Source organism: Pseudactinotalea terrae (genome assembly GCF_009733845.1).
In the GTDB taxonomy this organism is placed as follows: Bacteria; Actinomycetota; Actinomycetes; order Actinomycetales; family Beutenbergiaceae; genus Pseudactinotalea; species Pseudactinotalea terrae.
In genome coordinates, this window is sequence record NZ_WNXZ01000013.1 from 1 (window position 1) to 22,235 (window position 22,235).

A 22,235-nucleotide genomic window follows, 5' to 3' on the forward strand; every position below is an offset into this window, starting at 1 on the left:
CTGTTCTTGACCCGGTTCGGTAAGACCGTGACGATCGTGCACCGCCGCGAGGAGCTGCGTGCCTCCAAGATCATGGCCGACCGGGCGCTGGCCGACCCCAAGATCAGCTTTGCGTGGAACTCCGAGGTCGTCGGCATCACCGGTGAGAACAAGGTCGAGTCGGTCACGCTGCGCGACACCGTCACCGGGCAGACCCGGGAGCAGCCCGCCGAAGGCCTGTTCGTCGCGATCGGGCACCTGCCCCGCACCGAGCTGCTCCACGGGCAGGTGGACCTCGGCCCCGAGGGCTACGTCACCGTGGCCCACCCCACCACCCAGACCAACCTGGCCGGCGTGTTCGCCTGCGGCGACGTCGTCGACCACCACTACCGGCAAGCCATCACCGCCGCCGGCACCGGCTGCGCCGCAGCCCTGGACGCCGAACGCTACCTCGCCGCCCTCGACGCCGCCCAACCCGCCGAGGCCGACCGGGCAGGGGCGCTCGCGTGAGCGCTGCTGTCGCTGACCGGGCGCAACCCCGGCTGTCCTCGCTGGACCGGCTGCTGCCGCTGTGGATCGGCCTGGCCATGGTCGTGGGTGTGCTGATGGGGCGCTTCGTGCCGGGGCTCTCGGAGGTGCTGGCACGGCTCGAGATCGGTGGGGTCTCGGCGCCGATCGCGCTGGGGCTGCTCGTCATGATGTACCCGGTGCTGGCCAAGGTCCGGTACGACCGAGTCGCTGCCGTCACCGGTGATCGCAAGCTGCTGCTCTCGTCGCTGGTGCTCAACTGGCTCGTCGGGCCGGCGCTGATGTTCGCGCTGGCGTGGATCTTCCTTCCGGACCTGCCGGAGTACCGCACCGGTCTGATCATCGTGGGCCTCGCGCGGTGCATCGCGATGGTGGTCATCTGGAACGACCTGGCGTGCGGAGATCGGGAAGCGGCCGCGGTGCTCGTCGCCATCAACTCGGTCTTCCAGGTCATCGCGTTCTCACTGCTGGGCTGGTTCTACCTGACCGTGCTGCCGGCGTGGCTCGGGCTCGACACCGCTGGTCTGAATGTCTCGGTCGGGCAGATCGCTCTCAACGTGCTGGTGTTCCTGGGCATCCCGCTGCTCGCCGGCTTCACCTCCCGCTGGATCGGGGAACGACGACGCGGCCGGACCTGGTACGAGACGCGATTCCTGCCCCGAGTCGGCCCATGGGCGCTGTACGGATTGCTGTTCACGATCGTGCTGCTGTTCGCCCTGCAAGGCGAGGCGGTCACCACCAGGCCGCTGGACGTCGCCCGGATCGCGGTGCCGCTGCTGGTGTACTTCGCGCTGATGTGGGGTGTGGGGATGATCGCCGGCCGCGTGCTTCGCCTCGGCTACGCGCGGTCGACCACGCTCGCCTTCACGGCTGCCGGGAACAACTTCGAGCTGGCGATCGCCGTCGCGATCGCCACGTTCGGGGCGACCTCCGGGCAAGCCCTCGCCGGCGTCGTCGGCCCCCTGATCGAGGTTCCCGTGCTGGTCGGCCTCGTCTACGTCTCCTTGTGGGCGGGGCGGCGCTGGTTCGGCGTCGACCCCCGCGCAAGCGCACAGCCCGAGCACCGATCAGCTCCGATGAGTGAGGTGAGGTCATGACAACCACTCCGTTGACCGACACGACAGGCCGCGAGGAGGACTGCGTCAGTGCCGAGGCGCACGCGATCGGACCAGCCGTCGCCGACACGGTCACCGCAGCCCTGAAAGCTCTGGCGGACCCGCTGCGCCTGCGGATGCTCTCCTACGTCGCGACCTCGGCCACCGGCGAGGCGTGCGTGTGCGACCTCGCCGGCCTCACCGAGGTCTCGCAGCCGACGGTCTCCCACCACCTCAAGCTGCTGCGCGAAGCAGGCATCCTCACCTCCGAACGTCGAGGCACGTGGGTCTGGTACCGGGTGGCCCCCGAGTATCGCCGCGCGGTCTCGACCTTGCTGGACACGTTCGCACCCGCGACCCTGGCCGCCCCCGCGCCGGGTCCGTTGACAGGCCCGTCCGACGCCGACGGCGCCCTGGACCGGATCGCCGACGAACTCGCCTCCCGTCACCCAGGCCTCGACCGCGCCATCGTGGTGCGGACCGTGCGGGAGTCCTACACCGCGCTGGCGCGCTCCGCCCACCTGTCCGGGCACCTGCTCACCCTCGCCGAACGGTTCGCGAAGCAACGCCTGGAGGACCTGACCCGCGATCCCGCCCCTGAGATCCCGCAGATCCTCTTTCTCTGCGTGGCCAACGCAGGCCGCTCCCAGCTGGCCGCCGCCCTGGTCCAGCACTACGCCGGCGACCGCGTGATCGTCCGATCCGCCGGCTCCACCCCGGCCGACCAGGTCCATCCGGTCGTGCGCCCCGAGCTCGCCGCCCTCGGTGTCCCCGGCGATGCCGCCTTCCCCAAGCCGCTGACCGACGACGCGGTCCGCGCAGCCGATGTCATCGTCACCATGGGATGCGGCGACGTCTGCCCCGTGCTGCCGGGCAAGCGCTACGAGGACTGGGTCATCGGAGACCCCGCGCTGGCCTCACCCGCCGGGGTGGCAGCGATCCGCGCGGAGCTCGACGCACGCGTTCGGGTGCTGCTCGCCGACCTGCTGCCCGACCTCGACCTATCCACCCGCTGACTCAGGAGACCACCATGACCCTTCCCGCCGACCACACCCCCTCCGCGCTGTTCGTGTGCGTGCACAACGCCGGCCGCTCCCAGATGGCCGCGGGGTTCCTGCGCGACCTCTCCGGCGGCCGCGTCGAGGTGCGCTCGGCCGGCTCGGAACCGGCCGACCAGATCAACCCCGTCGCCGTCGCCGCGATGGCCGAGGTCGGGATCGACATCACCGCCGAACAACCCAAGATCCTCACCGTCGATGCCGTCAGGGAGTCGGACGTCGTGATCACCATGGGCTGCGGTGACGTCTGCCCGGTGTTCCCCGGCAAGCGCTACGAGGACTGGAAGCTCGACGACCCGGCAGGCCAGGACATCGACGCCGTGCGACCCATCCGCGACGAGATCCGCACCCGAGTCCTCGCCCTGCTCGACCAGCTCGGCGTGCAGCCGGTCTGATGCCGCGTCACTGCGGCATCTGACGGCATCGCGCCTCAGAGACTCAACGCCAGGATCCGCCGCTGCCCATCGACCACGTGGAACGGGCTGCGCCCCCACGACGCCGGGACGCTCACCCGCTCGCCGTCCAGCACCCGCCGGCGGCCGTCAGCGTCGGAGAGCACCGCACCGTCGGCACCGACCACGAGCAGCTCGCCGTCGGCTCCCGCGGACGCGTCCGGTCGCAGCAGCAGCGGCGTGGTCAACGGGTCGACCACGGGCCCCGACGGTGTCTCACGCGCCCCGACCGAGATCGCGGTCCGCCCGGCCGCCACACCGGCGAGGATCGCCTCGGGCGAGCTGTCCTCGGCGCACACCCACGTCGTCGGCATCCCCAGCGTGTAGGCACCCGGCCGATGGAAGTCGCTGCCGCCGATCGGCGTCACGGGCGTCGGTGAGATCCCGCCCCAGCGCGCCCATAGCGCCCACGGGAAGGTCGCCGTCAGGTCGCGGTACCAGCTGATGTGCCAGAGCTCGAGCGCCGCCGGCAGCCGCTCCAGCGGGAACTGCCACGAGCAGTCGCCGTCCACCGCGTGATTGACCGAGAGCACCCCGCCACGGGCGGCGACATCGTCCACCCAGTCCTGACCGGGCCGCCGGAAGTCGATCCACCCGATGTCGCCGAACGCGTTCGCGTGCCCGTGCGCCGTCGTGACCTCCTGGCCGGGCAGCAGGGACACCCCGTGCCGCGACCCCACTCCGGGCAAGTGCGCATGGTGGCTGACCGTGTTGTGGTCGGTCACCGCGACGAAGTCCAGCCCGCTCGACACCGCCCGGGCGGCGAGCTGGTCGATGCTCTCCGACCCGTCCGAGTGCAACGTGTGCGCGTGGAAGTCCCCAGCGAACCAGGTCAACCCGCGAGGTGCCGGCAGTGCCCGCGCCGACCCCCGCGGCACCTCGAGCACGGGCGCCACCGGATCGATCTCGACCGGACCTGCCGCCGGCACGTCGATCTCCACGACCACCTCGACACCCTCGGCCGGCAGCTGGTGCAGCCCGAGCACCACGTGCCACGTGCCCGCCTCGGGCGCGCCGGGCACGTACCCCGGCGTGGCGGCCTCCGCGAAGATCGCGAACCGCGATCGCGCGCCTCCCGACCACCCTCGCCACCCCTCGGGCCCCTCACAACCGAGGTCGACGACGGCGGTGCTCGTGTCGTAGGACAGCCGCACCTCGAGCGAGGGTGCACCAGGCGGGACGTCGAACGGCACCGGCAGGTAACGGGTCTCCGCCTGGTCGCCCAGGGTCAGCCGCCTCCGCACCACCTGCGTCACGGCGCCACCGCCGGAACGCCGGCCCCAGCATCCAGTCGCTGCCCGGATTCGGCGTCGAACAGCAGCGTGCGGTGCGCCCGAGCTGTCACCCAGCCGCGCGCGCCGGGCTCCGGCTCGTGGTCCTCGTCGAGCACGAGCTGCAGCCGGTCCGTGCCCACGGCAGCCGTGACGAGCACCGAGGCGCCGAGGTTCTCCACGACCGTGACCTCGGCCTCGACGCCGTCCTCGACCGCCGTCGTGCTCCAGCCGAGGTACTCCGGGCGCGCACCCCACACGACCTCCGCGCCGTCGTCGACCATGCCCACGGCATCCGGCGGCACAGGGACGTCAGCCGACCCGAACCGCACGCGGCTGCCCTCGACCCGCCCGGGGAGCAGGTTCATCGGCGTCGATCCGATGAACCCGGCCACGAACGTCGTCGCGGGCTTCGCGAACACCTCGCGTGGGGTGCCGACCTGCAACAGCTTCCCGGCGCTCATCACGGCGATGCGGTCGGCGAGCGCCAGGGCTTCCGCCTGGTCGTGCGTGACGAACACGGTCGTGATCGCGAGGTCGCGCTGCAGCTCCTTGAGGAAGGTGCGCGCCTCGAGCCGCAACCGGGCGTCGAGGTTGGAGAGCGGCTCGTCCAGCAGCAGCACGTCCGGCCGGGTGGCGACCGCGCGAGCCAGCGCCACCCGCTGCTGCTGACCGCCCGAGAGCTGCCCTGGCCGGCGTTCCATCAGACCGGTCAGCGACAGGCCGTCACCCACCTCGGCCGCCACCCCGCGCCGTGCCGATCGGCCTTGGCGGCGGATCTTGAGCGGGTAGGCGATGTTGTCGGCCACGTCCATGTGCGGGAACAGCGCATAGTCCTGGAACACCATGGCCACGTTGCGCTGACCGGGCTCCAGCCGGGTCACGTCACGGTCGCCGATGTGCAGCTGCCCCTCGGTGATCGCCTCGAGCCCGGCGATCGAGCGCAGCAGCGTGGTCTTGCCGCACCCGGAGGGGCCGAGGAGGGCGAAGAACTCGCCGTCGGCGATCGTGATGTCGACGCCGTCGACCCCCCGCACCCCACCGGGGTACTCCTTGACGAGTGCCTGCGTGGTGATGGCGGCCATCAGCTCTTGATCCCTCCGTGGAACCGGAATCCGTACCGTCGGTTGACGAGGAAGTACATGACGATGATCGGGATGGAGAAGATCAGCGCGAACGCCGACAGCAGCCGCAGGTCCGCCTGCCCCGACTCCGTGTAGAACGTGTACATCAGCACCGCCGCGGGCTGCTGCTCGGTGCGGCGGATCAGCAGGTACGGCACGAGGAAGTTGCCCCACACCTGCACGAGCGTCCACACCGCCACGAACGCCAGCCCCGGGCGGGAGATCGGCACCACGACGTCGCGCAGGATCTGCCAGGGCCGCGCCCCGTAGAGCCGTGCCGACTCCTCGTACGACTTCGGGATCGAGTCCATGAAGTCCTTGAGGATGAAGATGACCGTGGGCAACGTGCCGCCCGAGATCACCAGCACCACCGCGAGGTGCGTGTCGATCAGTCCCAGCAGGTTGACCAGCTGGAACGTGGGCACCATGGCCGCCGTGCCGGTCACGATGGAGGACAGCAGCAGCAGCGCGTAGAGCAGCCCGTCGCGACCGGGGATCCGCACGCGAGACAACGCGTAGGAGGCGAACGCTCCCAGGACGAGCACGACGGCGCAGGTCCCGACCCCGATGATCGCCGAGTTCACGAACGACCCCACGGCGTACCGGTTCTCGCCGATCGCTGCGAAGCTCGACAGCGTCCACTCGGGCCACGAGACCGCGAGCGTGGGCACCGAGTCGAACGGGGCGGTCACCAACCAGAGCAGCGGCAGCCCGAAGAACACGACCACCAGCGCCAGCCCGATCACCATCAGCACGCGCGAGACGAAGTGCCGCACCCGGGGGGTCGCGGCCAGCCGCGCAGGCATCTCACTCATGAGGGCTTCACCACCCCACCGGCGGTCTCCGCCGCGGTGGCGTCGGCAGGCTTGGCCTGCCGCGCACGGCCCACCCGCAGGTAGCCGAGCGCGATCACCAGGTTGATGAGCAGCATGATCAGCGAGATCGCGGCGCCGACGCCGAGCTGCCCACCGGGGATCGCGGTGTTGTAGATGTAGACCGCCAGGATCTCCGAGGCGCCGTTCGGTCCACCCGCGGTCACGAGGTAGGGCGTGAAGGTGTTGAACGTCCACAACGTGATCAGCAGCGTGTTCGTGAGGATGTGCCCGCGGATGTTCGGGATGACCACGTCGCGCAGCTGCTGCCAGCCGCCCGCGCCCGCCATCCGCGCGCTCTCCAGCTGTGACGGCGGCACGGCCGCGAGCGCCGACGAGAACAGCAGCATCGAGAACGCGGTGCCGACCCAGACGTTGAAGATGATGATCGCGGCCATCGGGTGCTCGATCAGCCACGCGGTGCCCTCGGTCCCGAGGATCTCGTTGAGCGTCCCGCCGCGGCGGTCGAGCAGTGCGATCCACAGGAACGACGACACCGACGCCGGGATCACCCACGCCGCGAGCACGAGCGTCTCGATGAGCGACTTGAGCCAGCCGGTCAGCCGCCGCAGCGCCCACGCGATCGCGAACCCGAGCAGCGACTGCCCGATGATGCCCGAGACCAGCACGAACACCAGCGTCAGGCGCAGCGAGCGCCAGAACGCGGGGTCGCCGAGGATCCGCCCGTAGTTGTCGAGACCGACGAAGCTGGGGTCGACCGCCTGCAGCCCGGTGAGCCGGTAGTCGGTCATCCCGAGATAGATCGTCCACAGCGCCGGGAACACCAGGAACAGCCCGATCAGCGCGAGCGCAGGTGCCACGAACGCGCCCGCACCGAGCAGACCGAGCCCGGCGACGTCGTCGACCGCGCTTCGCCGATTGCGGCGGCGGGGGGCCGATCCGCCCCCCGCCGATGCCGGTGTGGACGTCAAGTCAGCTGCCCGCTGCCACGTTCTCCTCGCCGACGATGCCTATCAGCGCCTCCTCGTAGGCGGCTGCGGCATCCTCGGGCGAGGTGCCGTCGACGACGGCGGCCGTGGCCTCCTGCAGCGCCACCGACACCTGGGGGTACTCCGCCAGGCCCGGCCGATAGCTGTTGATCGGGAGCACGTTCTCGCTCACGAAGGTGAGCATCGGGTCGCTGGCGAGCACCTCGGCGTTGACGTCGTCGCGAGGAGTGATCGACACGGTGCCGGCCACCCGCTCGGTGTAGGCCTCGGCGGAGTTCATGAACGCCAGCAGCTCCCACGCCAGCTCGGGGTGCTCCGAGTTCGGGTTGAGGACGCGGCCGGTGCCGCCACCCATCGAGACGAAGTCGCGGCCCTCGACGCCGCTGCCGGGGCTCTGGGCCGGGATCAGGGTGTAGCCGACAACCTCGTCGCGGTTCGCCATCGGGGCGGTGCCGATGCTCTCGTCGGGGTTGATGACCGAGCGCCAGAAGTAGTCGCCCTCCAGGAGGATGCCGATCTCGCCTGCTGCGAACTGCGCGAAGGAGTTGTCGCGGCCTGCGGCCTCCTGCTGGAGGATCGGGTCGCCGAGCTCCTCGCCGTAGATCGTGGCGTACAGGCCGAGCGCGTCCCGCAGGCCCTGCGTGTCACCGTTCCACATGCCCTCGGAGTAGACCTCCTGGCCGGTGCCGGCCAGCACGGGCAGCAGGCCCTGCATCGTCGTGGCCTCACCCATCGCGGTGCCGGCGTTCAGCTGGATCGGGACCACGCCGTCCAGGCTGGACAGCGAGCGGGCAGCCTCGAGGACCTCGTCCCAGCTGGTCGGTTGCCAATCCTCCGGCAGACCCGCCTGCGCGAACAGCTCCTTGTTGTAGTAGAGCACCCGGCCGTCGGCCCCCTGCGGGACGCCGTAGCGCTGGTCCTCGAAGGACATCGCGGACTGCACGGCCTCCGACATCTGGTCCCAGCCCTCCCAGCTCTCGACGGCGTCGCCACCGACCTCGCTCAGCGGGGCGATGTAGCCGGCCTCGGCGAACTCGCCGACCCAGATGCCGTCGATGCCGATGATGTCGGCACCCTCGCCGGACTGCAGGTCGAGCGCGATCTTGGTCTTGTAGTCCTCGTCGTCGACACCCTCCTCGAGGAACTCGACGGTGACGTCGTTCCCGGCCTCGGCCTGCGCCGCCTCGAACTCAGGGATCACCCAGTCGCGGATCCAGTCGGCCTCGGCGGCGTTCTTGCCGCCCGAGATCGCGTTGGCCGTGATCGTCAGGGTGACGGCACCGCCGTCGCCCTCCCCCTCGCCCTCGCCCGAGCCGCACGCGGCTACGAGGCTGAGGGTGGTGACGGATGCGAGCGTGGCGGTCAGGATTCGCCTGCGGGTGACCATGATTCTCCTCGGACGTCGTCGTCGGTGCGCGGTGCCAGGTTCGGGCCGGCCCACCGTGCACGGTCGTTTGTCACGACATCCTCACACTAGGCCAGTCTGGCCACGCACGAGTAGCCCCCCGGTGAACAGCATGTCGGATCTCTTCCGACGGCCGCGAGGCGTCGCACGTGACAGGCGTTCGCCCTGCGTGCCGTCACCGGCCGGTGCCGTCCACGGCATGCGGCTCGATGGCGGCCAGCTCCTCGGCGGTGAGCGGCGGCGCGGCGAGGGCGGCCACGTTGTCCTCGAGCTGAGCCACCGATGAGGCACCGATGAGCGCCGACGTCACACGCTGGTCGCGCAGCACCCACGACAGCGCGAGCTGCGCGAGGCTCTGCCCGCGGCCCTCCGCGATCGCGTTCAGCGCCCGCGCGCGCTCCAGGTAGGTCTCGCTGAGGTTCGAGGACGACAGGAACGGCGAGTCGCTGCGCGCGGCACGTGAGCCCTCCGGGGCCGACCCACCCAGGTATCGGCCGGTCAGCAGACCCTGAGCCAGTGGCGAGAACACGATCATCCCGATGCCCAGCTCCCCGACGACGTCGAGCAACGACGCGCTCTGGGCGCCGTCGTAGGCGTCGTCGCGCTCAGCAATCTCGACATGGCGGTTGAACATCGAGTAGCTCGGCTGGTGGATGAGCAGCGGCACACCGAGGTCGGCGAGCACCCGGGCCGCCTGACGAGTGCGCGACGGCGAGTAGTTGGAGACCCCCACGTACGTGGCCTTGCCCTGCTGCACCGCGGAGGCGAGCGCACCCATCGTCTCCTCCAGCGGCGTGGAGGGGTCGGGCCGGTGGTGGTAGAAGACGTCCACGTGGTCGAGACCCATGCGGCCCAGCGACTGCTCGAGCGAGGACAGCAGGTACTTGCGCGAGCCGTGGTCGCCGTACGGGCCGGGCCACATCTCGTACCCGGCTTTGGTGGAGATGACGAGCTCGTCGCGGTACGGCGCCAGGTCCTTGGCCAGGTGGCGCCCGAAGTTCTCCTCCGCGGAGCCGTGGGGCGGGCCGTAGTTGTTCGCGAGGTCGACGTGCGTGATCCCCAGGTCGAACGCCCGGCGCAGGATCCCGCGCTGGGTCTCGAACGAGGACACGTCGCCGAAGTTGTGCCACAGACCGAGCGACAGCGCGGGCAGGTCGAGCCCGGAGCGGCCGGTGCGGCGGTAGGTCATCGATCCGTAGCGGGCGTCGTCGGCCAGGTACCGGGGTGCGAGAGGCATGAACCCCATTCTCGGCCCCGCGGGCGCCGCCCGGTTACAGGTCGCGGTGAATGTCCGGCCCCGGACCGTTGCCGCGCCTCAGGTTGACGATCGCGGCCGCGAGCCCACCCCACACGATGAGGATCGACACGACCATCATGACCACCGCTGCGCCGCTCATGCTGCATCCTCCCGGTCGTGCTCGGCTTCGAAGTTCTCGACGGCGGTGCCCGCCTTCCATCGACTGCGCCCCGCCAGCAGGCCGAAGAGGATCGCGGCGACCGCCACCCCCCAGCCGAACACGGCGAGCATCCACATCGGGTAGCCCTCGTACGGCGTGCGCAGGTCGGTGATCAGCTGCTGCACCAGCACGAAGGTCAACGCCACGGGGATCACCCCGCCCACGAGCACATACCACCACCGCCCGAGCCGGACCGAGCCGGACCGGTTGAGGTGGGCGGCGAGGCCCGGGAGCGCGCGCACGCCCCAGGCCACCGCGAGCGTGCTGATCACCGCGACCAGCAGGATCCCGTACTGGTTGACGAAGTGGTCCACGATGTCGAGCACGCTCAGACCGCTGGCGGTCGAGAAGAACGCGACGCTGACCAGCGCAGCAGGCACGGTGACGAGCAGGGTCGCCCGAATCCGGGTGAGCTCGAACTTGTCCCGGACGGCGGAGATCACCACCTCCAGGATGCTCACCAGCGAGGTGATGCCCGCCAGCACCAGGGAACCGAAGAACAGCACGCCGATCAGTGCACCGGCCGGCGCTTCACTGATGATCGCCGGGAACACCACGAACGCCAGTCCGATGCCGCTGGCCACGACCTCGGTGACCTGCACGCCGTTCGCCTGCGCCAAGAAGCCGAGCGCCGCGAAGACGCCGATGCCGGCGAGGAGCTCGAAGCCCGAGTTCGACAACCCCACGACCAGGCCGGACCCTGTCATGTCGGTCTTGCGGCCCACGTAGGAGCTGTAGGTGATCATGATCCCGAAGCCCACCGACAGCGAGAAGAAGATCTGACCGAAGGCTGCACCCCACACCCCGGGCTCGAGCAGCGCCGCCCACTGCGGTGTGAACAGGGCGTCCAGACCCTCGACCGCGCCCGGCAGCAGCAGCGCCTGCACCACGAGTGCGGTGAACGCCACCAGCAGCACCGGGATGAACACCACGGCGGTGGCGCCGACGCCCTTCTGCACACCGAACGCCATGATGGCGATCGTCACGACCCAGACCAGCGCCAGCGGCACCAGCACGCCGGGCACCACGGTGAAGGACACGCCCTCCGCGCGCTGCAGGAAGTCGTTCATGAGGAACGACTCCGGGTCGTCGCCCCACGCCTGTGTCAGCGAGAAACCCGTGTAGCGGATCGACCACGCCACCACGGCGGCGTAGTAGACGGCGATCGCGACACAGATCGCGACCTGCCACCAGCCGATGCCCTCCGTCCAGCGGCGCAGACGCGCGAACGCCAGCGGTGCCGAGCCGCGGTAGCGGTGCCCGAGGGCGTAGTCCATCAGCAGGAACGGCAGCCCGGCCACGAGCAGGGCGACGATGTACGGGACGATGAACGCCCCGCCGCCGCCCTCGTAGGCGACATACGGGAAGCGCCAGATGTTCCCCAGGCCCACGGCGGAGCCGATCGCGGCGAGGATGAACACGGTCCGGGAGGAGAACGCGCCCCTCCGCTTCTCGGCTTCGGTCGTCGTGGTCATCGGCACTCCGTCCTGATCGGGTGTCGCCACGCTAGCGCTGCGGGCGCTGCCCGGACCACCGTTCGGGTTGCTCGGACCGTCGGGGCAGATAGAACAGCCCCGTGAGCAGAGCAGCGCCATGAGCGCAGATGTCGCGTATCTCGTCTTCGGCGCGGCGCTGCTGATCGCGATCGTGCTTCCGCTGGTGCTGCGGCGTGCCGCGCTATCCGCACCGGTGGTGCTGCTCGCGGTCGGTTGCCTGATCGGGCTCCTCCCGCTCGCGGACGACGAGCAGTTCTCGCCGCTGGTGCACGACTCCGTCACCGAGCACCTGACCGAGCTCGCGGTCATCGTCGCGCTGATGGGGTCGGGCTCGCGCTGGACCGCCCGATCAGCCTGCGGCGCCCATCCACCTGGCGGCGGTGGTCCGCGACCTGGCGCCTGCTCGCCATCACGATGCCGTTGTGCATCGCGGCTGTCGCGCTGCTCGGCTGGTGGTGGCTGGGGTTGGCGCTACCGGCAGCGATCCTGCTCGGGGCTGTCCTCGCACCAACCGATCCGGTACTCGCCGGAGACGTGCAGGTCGAGGGTCCGGGGCAGCCGAGCGCCAGCACCGGCGACATCGACGAGTCCGACGAGGTCCGCTTCGCGCTGACATCTGAAGCCGGTCTCAACGACTCGATGGCGTTTCCCTTCGTCTACCTCGCCATCCTGCTGGCTGCCCCCACCGCGCTGGCAGATGTCGTCGGGCCCTGGATCGGCTTCTACCTGCTGGGGAAGATCGCCATCGGGGCTGTGGCCGGACTGCTCCTGGGGTGGCTGCTGGGTCGGGCCGCCTTCCGTTCGAACGTGGCAGAGCTGCGGGTCGCAGAGCGCGGCAAGCCGCTGCTGGCGGTCGCGGCGCTGCTGCTCGCCTACGGCGTCGGTCAGGTTGCGCAAGGGTATGGATTCCTCTCCGTCTTCGTGGCGGCGTTGACGCTGCGTGCCACCGAGCGCGGGCACGAGTACCACCAGCAGATGCACGCGGTCATCGAACGTCTGGAGCAGCTGCTCACGCTGATGGTGCTGCTGCTCCTGGGGGTCTCGTTCACCAACGGACTGCTGGCCGAGCTGACGCCCGCGGGCGTCGCGATCGGGGTGGCCCTGGTGTTCCTGATACGCCCCGCTCTCGCGTCGCTCGCGCTGTTCGTGCAGCGGGGCCGCGTGCAGGAGGGCGATCGGGCGCTGACCGGGCGCGAGCGCCTGGCGATCGGGTTCTTCGGGGTCCGTGGGATCGGGTCGATCTACTACCTGGCCTACGCCGCCGGCGAGGCGAGCTTCGCGCAGCTGCCTCAGCTGTGGGCCACGGTCGGCTTCACGATCGCCTTGTCGGTGATGGTGCACGGCGTCAGCGCGACACCCATCATGCGTCGCCTCGACGCCTCGTGAGGGGCTGCTCCTGACCCCGGCCGGCGCTCACGCCCGACAGACCCGCACCTCGCCCGCGCGGACACCGGTGAGCTCGATCAGCTCGGCCGTCTCGGTGATCACGGAGCCGTGCGGGGCGTGGACGGCGGCATCCTCGGGGAGGCCGAGCTCCCCTCGGGACAGCGCCAGCCGTGCGAGGACGTTCGGCGGGACCGTCACCTGCAGGAACCCGGCTGCCCGGTCGTAGGCGACGACCACCGGCCCGCGGATCGTCGGCACGGTGCCGCGCATGCGTGCCAGCGGCCCCGGCCGAGGTTCGACCACGATCTGTGCGGCCCCGGGTGACTCGACCCGGACGCCCAGGATCCACCGCGCGACGATGTTGACCGGCGCGGACCCCCAGGCGTGCGAGAACGTCATGTTGGGCTTGCGTGCCGGGTCCCACGCCTCCGGGACGATCGTGGCGCCGAGGCGGTCGATCAGGTTCACCCAGCTGTTCGGCCCGGTTGCGGTCATCAGCGCAACCGCATGGTCGGTGCGGCCCGCGCGGCACAGCGCCTCCAGCAGGAACTGCGCGCCGTACACGCTCATGCGCATGCCGTCGCGTGCGAGCAGGTCGCCCAGCTCGCCGAGCCGGTCCGCCGGCGCCACCCCGAGCGCGACGGGCACCGCGGTCGCGTGCTGGGCGCGATGGCTCGAGTGGAGTCCGTCGCGGTAGCCGGCCCGGTCGAGCAGCAACGTGTTGACGGCTGCCCGGATCCGGTCGGCGCGCTCGCGGTGGCGCGTTGCGTCACGTGGCCGGCCGAGCGTCTCGGCGATCTGGGCGAGCGTCGCGGACGCAGCGGCCTGGAACGCGTTGAGCACCGTGTTCACCTCGGTGAGCTCGTACCCGTCGCGGTAGGCCGCCGGCCAGTCCACCAGGTCGGTGCCGAAGCCGCCGTCGTCCGGCGTCGGGTCCTTGTGGACCAGGTCGTCCTCACCGAGGTACCGGTCGTAGCCGAGCCGCTCCCAGTGCTCGACGTCGGTGCGCAGCTGCCGGTCGTCACCGGTCTCGAGGTAGTCCTGCCACGCGATCAGCACCGGCATCAGGTGGTACTCCGAGGGCCAGGTCGACCGGCGGGTGAGGTACTCGCCCGAGTACCGCGCGAGCGCATAGCTGGGCTCGACGGCGTACTGGGACAGCTGGTTGACGTAGGCGTCACCCTCGTAGGGGCCACGCTCCCTGGCGGGGGTGTCGACGTAGAGATCGAGCGAGGTGGCCTCGATCGTGTACCGGCACAGCTCCCACACACGGTCGAGATCCGGGTCGGAGGAGCGGAACGCACCACCGCCGACGTGCGCCGACCGCAGCACCAGCGGCCGCACCGCACGCGCCAGGTCGAGCACCGGGTCGGTCTCGAGCTCGACGTAGCGGAACGCCCGATACCCCCAGTGCTCGACCATCTGCGGCCCCTCCCGCAGGGTCCACGTGTCCTCGTAGGTGTTGGAGGTGCGCATCCGGTACCGCACCCGGCCGCCCTCCAGCTCCTCGCCGAGCCGCACGTGCACACGCGCGCCCGCGAGACCGTCGACCTCCAGGCGCAGACCGCCGACGATCTCCCGCCCGAGATCGATGAACCACCGGCCGGGCGACTGCCGGCGTGCCGACGCGACCTCACCGACGTGCTGCTCGATGTTGACGACCGCGGGCGCGGGACCCGCCGGCGTCTCGCGGGCCTGCGCGGGCGGCCAGTCGCTGTCATCGAACCCGGGCTCGGTCCATCCCACCGGCTCGTGCCGCAGGTCCCAGTCCTCGCGGGGCGCGCGGTACCAGCCACCGCCGATGTCGGCCGTGCCGGGCAGGAGCCCGCCACCGGGCAGGCACCTCCACCGCGTGGAGGTGGGCACCTCGATCCGGGTGCCGTCGACGAGGACCGCCACCAGGCGCCCGATCAGCTGACGGCCGTGCTCGGCCCAGCACAGCGCCGCCAGCGCGTTCCGGCCCGGCCGGAGCAGCGCGGTCACGTCATGGGTGTGAGACCGCACGCGCTCATCGGAGCCGCGCACGCTTCCCCGCCCCGCGACCTCGCCGTTGAGCCACAGCTTGTAGACGTACTGCCGACCGCCCAGCGGGCCGCCCTCCGCACGTGGGCCCCCTTCGGGTGAGGTCCCGGCGGCCTCGACGAACGCCGCCAGCACCGGTGCGGACGGGAGCTCGAGCTCGGTCCGCAGCAGCACCCACGGGCTCGCCTTGCCTGCAGGCTCGACGGCGACAGGCCCCCAGATCGCCGCCCCGCCCCAGCGCGCGGCCGCCGTGATGAAGCGCGCCGGCTCCGCCCAGTCCCCGGGCAGCGACGTCTCGACCCGCACCCGCCACCAGTACGGCGTCGATGCCGCCAGTCGCGGACCGGTGTAGCGGACGGCCGTCGACGACGGCGAGGCGACCTCGCCGCTGTCCCACACCGGCGTGCGGAAGGAGCCGGGGGAACCGGCCACCTGGATGCGGAAGCGCACCTGCATCCCGTCGCCCAGGCGTGGCACGACCCAGGAGAACCGTGGCTGCGTGACGTCGACGCCGACCGGCACCGACTGCAGGTCGGCCATCAGTGCTGTCGGCCGCGTCGCGGCGGTGCTGCTCATGTGTCAGCCGAGTGGGTCCGCCGGGCGGTGGCGCAGCGCCAGCTCGGCTCCGCCGGGGCCACCCGTCGACCGGTACCGCAACCACCAGGTGCCGTCGGGGGCGGCCTCGACACGGACCAGCTCGCCCACACCGTCGACGGCGACGCTCAGCCCGGGGAGCTCCCACCGCTGCGCCGTCAGGGCAGCCGGGTCGAGCCCGTCGGCGCGCACCTGGAAGGCGAGGTCGCCTCCGTTGGCCCGCTGCAGAGCCACATCGACGGCGTCGGTCCCCGCTCGCTTCGCCGTGACGTCGATGGTGAGCGCGCTGACCAGCCGCAGCCAACCCACGCCGTCGGCCAGGCGCCAGTGCGCCGTCAGCGGATGGAACTGGTCGTGCAGGCTCCCGCGGTCACCGCCCACGTGCTCGGCACCGACCATGAGGTTCTCCTCGAGCACGCTCCGGGCGACCCTGCGCCCGTCGATCGGCTGCTCGACCGTGCGCGGACCGCTGAACGAGTCGAGCTCGGCGCGCACCTCCGCCGGCAGCTCGGGCAGGCCGAGCAGGGCCACCGACGGTCCGAGCCCGAGGTCCCACTGATGCTGGTGGGGTCGGTCGAGAGCGGGATACACCCCGCCCTGGCGCCCCTGCGCGAGCCACAGCCAGAGCCCGAGGGCGCCCGAGTAGTCGCCGAGGTCCATGCCGTAGGAACGGTCGTAGGGCCCGGCGAGGTTCTGCAGACCGGCATGGTGGTGGGCGGCGATGTCGCGCCAGAGGGCCAGCTCCACGGTGCGAGCCCGCGCCACCGTGCCCGGGTTCGACCCGTGGCGGCGCCAGAGGGCGAGCGCGTAGAGGTCCACCCCGTAGTAGGTCGGCGAGTTGTACTCCTCGAAGGCGCCGTGGGACTCGAACAGGTCGAGCACCGCCTGCATCAGCTCGACGCCGGCGGTGTCGGTCGCGGCATCGCCCTGCCGCTTCCCGACGGCGTGCTGGAGGAACGCCGCCATCAGGGCGATGTTGGAGTAGTGCGGGGAGACACCGCGTGCGAGGCTGCCGGCCACCGCGAGGTCGAGGGCGCGGTCGAGCCGTCCGACGAGCTCGCCCGGCAGCTGGTCCTCCCACCCCATGACCACGAGCAGCAGCGTGCAGCCGATGAACTCGCGCCAGTTGGGGTCGTAGTCGCGCCACGCGAGGGAGGTGTGGTTCAGGGCGGGCTCGTGGGGGAACCGCAGCCAGGTGCCGTGCCAGGGCGCGCCCGGCTGGTCGAGCTGGTGCGCCAGCACCGCCTCGAGCGCCTGCCGCGCGCGGTCGAGGTCGCCCGGACCGCCGCGGGCGAGCAGCCCGAGGGCGTACAAGCCGGTCTCGCGCACGCGGGCACGCCGCGGGCTCTGCCCCCAGAGCGGGTCGGTGACCAGGTGCGTGCTCGGGTCCCACCACCGGTCGAGCACCGCCATCGACGCGCTCGCGAGCATCGCGGTCGGCCGGTGCACGGCGTTCATGCCGTCACCCCGCGTGAGAACGTCGCCCGGATGGTGGTCGTCGTGCCTGCGGGGCCACGTGCCGCGACCAGCCCGAGCGGCAGACCGGACGGGTTCGCGGGAGCGTCCGCGCGGTACGCGGCCCATCCTGGCGGCAGCTCGATGCGCAGGCGCGGGGCGTCCGGATGGTCCCACGTCACGGTCACCTCCCCTTCGTGCGCGGACAGCGACCGCACCTGGGTGAGCCAGCCGTGCCCGAGGTCGTCGTCGGGCAGGTCGAGCTCGGCCCCGGTCGCGGCGACAATCGCGCCGTCGCCGTGGAACAGCCACTCCAGCGGGGTCCCCGGCTCGCACACGACCTCCATCTCGTCGGTCCAGCCCGAGTCCGTGAGCTGCAGGCTGCGGCTGACCTCGGCCCCGTTCCACGCACTGCGGGCCACCAGCGAGCGGTCGTCGGCGTGGACCAGCTCACCTGCGTGCCGGGGTTGCGGCGCATCCTCGACCACCAGCACGTTGTGAGCGACCTGCGAGCGCATCCAGACCGTGATGTCCGCGCCGTAGCCGCTGGTCCCGAGGTCCAGGCTGCGCCACTGGCCGCACTCGACGTCGACGGCCAGCTTGTCGTGGTGGTCGTGCCAGCCGGCGTCGGGGCCGAAGCGCATCGCGACCCGGGTGGGCGGTCTGCGCAGCATCCCGATCCCCGGACCCTCCCACACGAAGGAGGTGAGCGGGGTGCCGTCGTCCACGTTCGGCAGGTCGTCGGCGCCGAAGACCAGCGCACCGACGCTGTAGCGGCCCGTCCGCGTCGGCGAGGTCCCATCGACGTGGTTGGCACCGAACCAGACCTGTACGTGCGCGGGCCGCTCATCCGCATAACGAGCCGCGAGCGCCGGGCCTGCACCCGGCAGCAGGGCGGAGGCGACCTCCGCCGTCTGGGCGAACGTCCCGAGGAAGCTGTCCGGCCAGCCGTCGCCGTAGGCAGGGATCCTGCCGTCGGAGTAGGCCAGCTCGGCGGGCGCCTCCACCGCGCGCAGCAGCCGGGCAGCCGGCTCGCCGGCCAACGCGATCGGGCCGGCGGCCTCGACGAACGACAGCAGGGCGTTCACGGTGTAGAAGTGGTAGTGGGGGTTGACCTCGAACCAGAGGCCTTCGGGGTGCATCCCCTCGAGCAGCTGTTGCCGAGCACCGAAGGGCCCGTGGGTCACCGTGGCGAGCAGGTCGACCTCGTCGGTGGCGACGGCGCACTCGGCGAGCGCGGCCACGATCCAGCAGTGGATGTTGTGGATCATCCCGAGCTGCGGCTCCAGCACGGCAGCCACCTGGGTGGCGAGCGCGCGCGCGGCCTCCCGCACCGGCTCGGGCAGCAGCGGTCCCGCCCAGCGCACGGAGCGCAGCAGCCCGATCGTGAAGACCGACTCGTCGAGGTTCTGCGGTGTCACACGACCCTTGCCGACGTTGACACCGTGCAGCTCGTACGCCTCGTAGCTCGTTGCGTAGTGGGTGATGATCTCGGTGAGGACGGCGATCGCGGCCGTCCGGGTCTCCTGGTCGTCGGCGAGTCGTGCCAGCACCGCCGCACGTACCGACTGGCTGGCCGCCACGTTGTGCATCCGGGTACGCCAGGCGCCGTCCCACGGTTCGCCGGTGTAGGGCCGATCGCACGAGGAGCAGCGATGCACGAGCGGACTGTCAGGGTCGAACGTCAGCGGGGCGCCGTCGTCGTCGCAGAAGTAGTGGTGGGTCCAGGCGCTCGCACCCTCGGGCCCAGGCAGGTGCAGATGACGGCGCCAGTGCTCGAAGTCCTGGCGCACGGCGTCGAGGGTGTCGGCGGCCCAGCCGAGCTGCGTGACGCGCGTGCGTGCCCTGTCCCAGTCCGGGACGACGCTCGGCGCGATGGCCTCGGAGGCGGGCGTGGGTCGGGAAGACATGGTGATCCGTGGTCCTTGATCGTTCGGCGTTCGTGGCCGCGGCCGAGCAGGTCGTCCGTCCGCGGGTGGGTCTCGTGGTCGTGGGTTCTCGCAACGGGTCGCGCCCGGGTGTGGCTCAGTCGGGGAGCACCCCGGTCCCGACCGCGGACAGCCCGCGCTCCGTGGCAGCCTGCAGCACCTGGCGGAGCTGTGCAGGCGTGATGAAGTTGGTGCCCCGGGCGAGCCCCTGGTCCCACTCGAGGATGTCGTGGGCATACAGGCACACGCTGAGCCCGCTGCGCGCCGCCTCGTCGAGCAGGCTCAGCAGAGTCTGGCGGTCGTCGGGGTGGGCGACGCCGCGTCGCCCGACGTCGACGCCCCGTGACGGCAGCACCCGCAGGCCCGCGTCGAGGTCGATCAGCACCCGGGAGGCGCGTGCGTCCGCGTGCCGCGGCGACGTCGCACGCAGCCACGAGAAGTGCTCGAGCAGCTCGTCGTCGACGGCGTCATCGTGCCGTCCGAGGGGGTAGGCGAAGTCGCGATGCCCCAGACCGCGCTCCTGCAGGGCCTGGACCGACGGCACGATCTCCCTCTCGAGATAGGCCCGCAGGCCGTGGTCGGCCACGTCAGCGAGAGCGTCACGGTGGCGCAGGCCGTGGCTCGCCACCGTGTGACCGTGCTGCTGGAGCACGAGCAGCTGGTCGGTCTCCTCGTCGGTGAGCTCGTCGGCCCACGAGACGAAGAACGTGACGTGGGCGCCGGCGTCCTCGAGCACACCGCGGTGCGCGAACCAGGTGTCGACGGCTCGGTCGTCGAAGGTCATCAGGAGCAGGGGTGCCGTCATGGTGGTGGACGGCGGCCGGTCCGGTGCGGACGCGAGATCCGCACCGGCCGGTCGCGCCGGTTCAGCCCTCGTTCTCGGCGTAGGCCTGCTCGAACTCGTCGCGCATGGCGTCGCCGCCGTCCTTCTTCCAGGTGGCGACCGCGTCGGTCCATGCCGAGACCGGCTTGCGGCCCTGCAGGATGTCGACGCCGATGTCGGAGAGCGCCTCGTTGATCTGCGAGCCCTTGCGCGACTCGGTCTCGCTGAAGAGCGTGGCGGCCGGGTTCGCGATCGCCGTCGGGATCGCCTCGACCTGGACGTCGTACATCGACTGGGCGACGTCGGCGTGCCCGGGCAGGTAGGAGACGAACGGGCCCTGGGCGAGGTAGTCGATCCCGAGCTTGGTCTCGCTCCTGCCCTTGTCGTTGAGCACGGGCTCGCCGTCGACGAGATCGTGGTGCACGCCCTCGATGCCGTAGATCTTGAAGAGGTGCTCGGCGCTCCCGAACGGTGCGGCCAGCCAGTTGAGCACGTCGAGCAGGGCCTCGGCACGGTCCGCAGACTTCAGGCTGATCCCGGTGACGTTGTGCGTGGGAGCGGCGAGCCAGATCGGCGCCATGCCGCCGCCCTCGGCGAGCGGCGGCAGCACGACGTCGAGGTCGACCGCCTCGCTGGTCATGTTGGTGAATGCCGGCCGTGCGCTGAAGGTGTCCTCCAGGAACCAGGTGGTGCCGGCGACGGCCCATGACTGTCGCTGCTGGTTGTCCGCGGAGGTCGTGTCAGGGTGCACCAGGCCGTCCTCGACGAGCTTGCGACCCGCCTCGAGCGCGTCCAGCTGAGCCTCGTGCTCGTTCGCGCTGGTCCAGCTGCCGCCGTCGTCCACCGACCAGCCGTTCGGGATGCCGAAGGACTGCCGGATGACCTGCATCGGCACGTTCGCCAGGGCCCAGGTGTTCGTCGAGCTCACCTCGGCGAACATGCTCCGCATCTCGTCCCAGGAGCCGGGGTCGGGGTCGATGCCCAGATCGCCCAGCAGGTCGAAACGGCCGTAGAGCACCACACTGCTCTGCGCGGCCCGCGCGATCGGCACGCCGTAGATGCGCCCGCCGTAGACGGTCGAGCGCCAGCTGTCCGTGGGGATCGCGGCCAGGAACGGGTAGTTCTCGATCGCGTCGCCGCTGAGCAGGTCGGTGAGGTCGGCGGCACGCTCCCGCAGCAGCGAGGGCAGCCCCGGGATGCCCTTGGGCCAGTACGTGAACAGATCCGGCAGCCGGTCGCCTGCGACCGTGGTCTGGAACCGGTCGGTGTAGTCCCCGCTGGGAACCAGTGAGACCGACATCGTGGCACCGAGGCGCTTGTTGAGCTCCTGCCAGAACGCGTTCTGGTCCATCGAGGGCGGGACCGGGGTGTTGGTGAGCGCGAACGCGCCGAAGTCCTTCCCGTCTCCAGGAGGACCGTCCGTGACGGGCTCCGGGTTCGCCGGATAGGTCAGCATCGTGTCGGTGACGCCGTTCTCGCCGGGCAGATCGGGAGTGAAGCCGGGATAAGGGATGAAGGTGGGCAGCGCGACGGCGTCGTTCTCGGCCTGCGAGCCTCCGTCACCACGGCCCTCGTTGCTGCATGCCGAGAGCGTGCCGCCGAGGGCGGCCAGGCCACCGAGGGCGAGCGTGCTCTGCAGCAGGCGGCGGCGAGCGATCCGAATTCCTGACACGTGATTCCTCCTTGGTGATGGTTCCGGGCGCGGCTGTGCGACCCGGGTGGGGGTGGGGTCAGCCTTTGACGGCGCCGGTGAGCATGCCTTTGGCGAAGTGGCGTTGTAGGAAGGGGTAGATGATGAGGATGGGGATGATGGAGATGACGAGGATGGCCATCTGGATGGTGGTTTGGGGTGGGAGGGTGGTTTCGGCGCCGAGTTCTTGGGCTCCGAGTTGGGTGCCGTCCACGACGTAGGTGCGCAGGACGAGTTGCAGTGGCCATAGGGCGGAGTCGGAGAGGTAGAGCATGGCGTTGAAGAAGGCGTTCCAGTAGCCGACGCCGTAGAAGAGGCCGACGACGGCCAGCACGGGGCGGGCTAGGGGTAGGCCCATGTGCCAGAAGAGTTGCCATTCGCCGGCGCCGTCGATGCGGGCGGAGTCCATGACTTCTTGGGGGAGGCCGACGAAGAAGGCGCGGACCACGATGACGTTGAATGCTGAGACCGAGGTGGGGATGATGATGGCCCAGAGGGTGTCGAGCAGGCCGAGTTGTTGGACGACGAGGTAGCTGGGGATGATGCCGGGGTTGAACAGCAGGCTGATGAGTACGAGCAGCAGCAGGGGTCGGTTGCCGATGGTGTGGCGGCGTGAGAGGGCCCAGCCCAGCATCGCGGTCAGGGTCAGGC

19 protein-coding genes are annotated in these 22,235 nt (G+C 70.9%); 5 read left to right on the forward strand and 14 right to left on the reverse strand.

The features are described 5' to 3' along the window. The 4 genes from GPA03_RS22285 to GPA03_RS22300 all read left to right on the forward strand — a co-directional run. On the forward strand, positions 1-489 hold a 489-nt coding region (locus GPA03_RS22285; RefSeq protein ID WP_162458472.1), incomplete at its 5' end, for an NAD(P)/FAD-dependent oxidoreductase. Then, entirely contained in the window at positions 486-1,604 is a 1,119-nt protein-coding gene (arsB, locus tag GPA03_RS22290; protein WP_277755270.1) for an ACR3 family arsenite efflux transporter, read from the forward strand. The genes GPA03_RS22285 and arsB, both read left to right, overlap by 4 nt. Then, positions 1,601-2,617 carry a metalloregulator ArsR/SmtB family transcription factor gene (locus GPA03_RS22295; protein WP_156254257.1) on the forward strand — a complete coding sequence of 339 codons (1,017 nt, stop codon included), beginning with the start codon at positions 1,601-1,603 and terminating at the stop codon, positions 2,615-2,617. Before arsB ends, GPA03_RS22295 begins: the two co-directional genes overlap by 4 nt. Positions 2,618-2,631: 14 nt before the next feature. Beyond that, the gene (locus tag GPA03_RS22300) at positions 2,632-3,054 is read left to right on the forward strand and encodes an arsenate reductase ArsC (RefSeq protein ID WP_156254258.1); all 423 of its coding nucleotides are present in this window, start codon (positions 2,632-2,634) and stop codon (positions 3,052-3,054) included. Positions 3,055-3,089: 35 nt separating this feature from the next. Here GPA03_RS22300 and GPA03_RS22305 read toward each other — a convergent pair whose 3' ends face one another. From GPA03_RS22305 to GPA03_RS22340, 8 genes are all read right to left on the reverse strand, one after another. Then, complete coding sequence (locus GPA03_RS22305) at positions 3,090-4,367, reverse strand: CehA/McbA family metallohydrolase (RefSeq protein ID WP_206673686.1); 1,278 nt, start codon at positions 4,365-4,367, stop codon at positions 3,090-3,092. Then, the gene (locus GPA03_RS22310; RefSeq protein WP_156254259.1) at positions 4,364-5,467 is read right to left on the reverse strand and encodes an ABC transporter ATP-binding protein; all 1,104 of its coding nucleotides are present in this window, start codon (positions 5,465-5,467) and stop codon (positions 4,364-4,366) included. Before GPA03_RS22310 ends, GPA03_RS22305 begins: the two co-directional genes overlap by 4 nt. Next, on the reverse strand, positions 5,467-6,321 hold the full coding sequence (locus GPA03_RS22315) for a carbohydrate ABC transporter permease (RefSeq protein WP_206673687.1): 855 nt from the start codon (positions 6,319-6,321) through the stop codon (positions 5,467-5,469). The genes GPA03_RS22310 and GPA03_RS22315 overlap by 1 nt, the downstream gene beginning before the upstream one ends. Next, positions 6,318-7,310 carry a carbohydrate ABC transporter permease gene (locus tag GPA03_RS22320; RefSeq protein ID WP_241681447.1) on the reverse strand — a complete coding sequence of 331 codons (993 nt, stop codon included), beginning with the start codon at positions 7,308-7,310 and terminating at the stop codon, positions 6,318-6,320. Before GPA03_RS22320 ends, GPA03_RS22315 begins: the two co-directional genes overlap by 4 nt. Before the next feature lies 1 nt (position 7,311). Beyond that, positions 7,312-8,715 carry an extracellular solute-binding protein gene (locus GPA03_RS22325; RefSeq protein WP_156254260.1) on the reverse strand — a complete coding sequence of 468 codons (1,404 nt, stop codon included), beginning with the start codon at positions 8,713-8,715 and terminating at the stop codon, positions 7,312-7,314. A gap of 193 nt (positions 8,716-8,908) precedes the next feature. Further along, entirely contained in the window at positions 8,909-9,970 is a 1,062-nt protein-coding gene (gene mgrA, locus GPA03_RS22330) for an L-glyceraldehyde 3-phosphate reductase (protein ID WP_156254261.1), read from the reverse strand. A 34-nt stretch (positions 9,971-10,004) separates the two neighbouring features. Next, positions 10,005-10,130, reverse strand: coding sequence for a methionine/alanine import family NSS transporter small subunit (locus GPA03_RS22335; RefSeq protein ID WP_156254262.1), 126 nt, complete (start codon positions 10,128-10,130; stop codon positions 10,005-10,007). Continuing rightward, positions 10,127-11,665, reverse strand: coding sequence for a sodium-dependent transporter (locus GPA03_RS22340; protein WP_156254263.1), 1,539 nt, complete (start codon positions 11,663-11,665; stop codon positions 10,127-10,129). The genes GPA03_RS22335 and GPA03_RS22340 overlap by 4 nt, the downstream gene beginning before the upstream one ends. A 441-nt stretch (positions 11,666-12,106) precedes the next feature. On the opposite strand from GPA03_RS22340, the gene GPA03_RS22345 reads away from it, so the two are divergent. Further along, complete coding sequence (locus GPA03_RS22345; protein WP_241681448.1) at positions 12,107-13,072, forward strand: cation:proton antiporter domain-containing protein; 966 nt, start codon at positions 12,107-12,109, stop codon at positions 13,070-13,072. Between the two features lie 27 nt (positions 13,073-13,099). Here the strand turns inward: GPA03_RS22345 and GPA03_RS22350 are convergent, their stop codons facing one another. The 6 genes from GPA03_RS22350 to GPA03_RS22375 all read right to left on the reverse strand — a co-directional run. Then, complete coding sequence (locus tag GPA03_RS22350; RefSeq protein ID WP_156254264.1) at positions 13,100-15,670, reverse strand: family 78 glycoside hydrolase catalytic domain; 2,571 nt, start codon at positions 15,668-15,670, stop codon at positions 13,100-13,102. 3 nt (positions 15,671-15,673) lie between these two features. Further along, positions 15,674-17,146: a hypothetical protein gene (locus GPA03_RS22355; protein WP_156254265.1), complete on the reverse strand. Its 1,473-nt coding sequence runs from the start codon at positions 17,144-17,146 to the stop codon at positions 15,674-15,676. Beyond that, positions 17,143-19,053, reverse strand: a complete 1,911-nt coding sequence (locus tag GPA03_RS22360) for a heparinase II/III domain-containing protein (RefSeq protein WP_162458473.1) — start codon at positions 19,051-19,053, stop codon at positions 17,143-17,145. The genes GPA03_RS22355 and GPA03_RS22360 overlap by 4 nt, the downstream gene beginning before the upstream one ends. Positions 19,054-19,168: 115 nt before the next feature. After that, entirely contained in the window at positions 19,169-19,876 is a 708-nt protein-coding gene (locus GPA03_RS22365; RefSeq protein ID WP_156254267.1) for a polysaccharide deacetylase family protein, read from the reverse strand. A 61-nt stretch (positions 19,877-19,937) separates the two neighbouring features. Then, positions 19,938-21,566, reverse strand: a complete 1,629-nt coding sequence (locus tag GPA03_RS22370; RefSeq protein ID WP_156254268.1) for a type 2 periplasmic-binding domain-containing protein — start codon at positions 21,564-21,566, stop codon at positions 19,938-19,940. A 58-nt stretch (positions 21,567-21,624) separates the two neighbouring features. After that, positions 21,625-22,235, reverse strand: a 611-nt coding sequence (locus GPA03_RS22375; RefSeq protein ID WP_156254269.1) for a carbohydrate ABC transporter permease, incomplete at its 5' end; no start/stop codon positions are given.

Excerpts from the sequence above, each read along its gene's own strand:
- GPA03_RS22360 (WP_162458473.1), bottom strand. The coding sequence starts at position 19,053 with ATGTCTTCCCGACCCACGCCCGCCTCCGAGGCCATCGCGCCGAGCGTC.
- GPA03_RS22335 (WP_156254262.1), bottom strand. The coding sequence starts at position 10,130 with ATGAGCGGCGCAGCGGTGGTCATGATGGTCGTGTCGATCCTCATCGTG.
- GPA03_RS22350 (WP_156254264.1), bottom strand. The coding sequence starts at position 15,670 with ATGAGCAGCACCGCCGCGACGCGGCCGACAGCACTGATGGCCGACCTG.
- GPA03_RS22300 (WP_156254258.1), top strand. The coding sequence starts at position 2,632 with ATGACCCTTCCCGCCGACCACACCCCCTCCGCGCTGTTCGTGTGCGTG.
- GPA03_RS22295 (WP_156254257.1), top strand. The coding sequence starts at position 1,601 with ATGACAACCACTCCGTTGACCGACACGACAGGCCGCGAGGAGGACTGC.
- GPA03_RS22325 (WP_156254260.1), bottom strand. The coding sequence starts at position 8,715 with ATGGTCACCCGCAGGCGAATCCTGACCGCCACGCTCGCATCCGTCACC.
- mgrA (WP_156254261.1), bottom strand. The coding sequence starts at position 9,970 with ATGCCTCTCGCACCCCGGTACCTGGCCGACGACGCCCGCTACGGATCG.
- GPA03_RS22340 (WP_156254263.1), bottom strand. The coding sequence starts at position 11,665 with ATGACCACGACGACCGAAGCCGAGAAGCGGAGGGGCGCGTTCTCCTCC.
- GPA03_RS22315 (WP_206673687.1), bottom strand. The coding sequence starts at position 6,321 with ATGAGTGAGATGCCTGCGCGGCTGGCCGCGACCCCCCGGGTGCGGCAC.
- GPA03_RS22310 (WP_156254259.1), bottom strand. The coding sequence starts at position 5,467 with ATGGCCGCCATCACCACGCAGGCACTCGTCAAGGAGTACCCCGGTGGG.
- GPA03_RS22355 (WP_156254265.1), bottom strand. The coding sequence starts at position 17,146 with ATGAACGCCGTGCACCGGCCGACCGCGATGCTCGCGAGCGCGTCGATG.
- GPA03_RS22365 (WP_156254267.1), bottom strand. The coding sequence starts at position 19,876 with ATGACGGCACCCCTGCTCCTGATGACCTTCGACGACCGAGCCGTCGAC.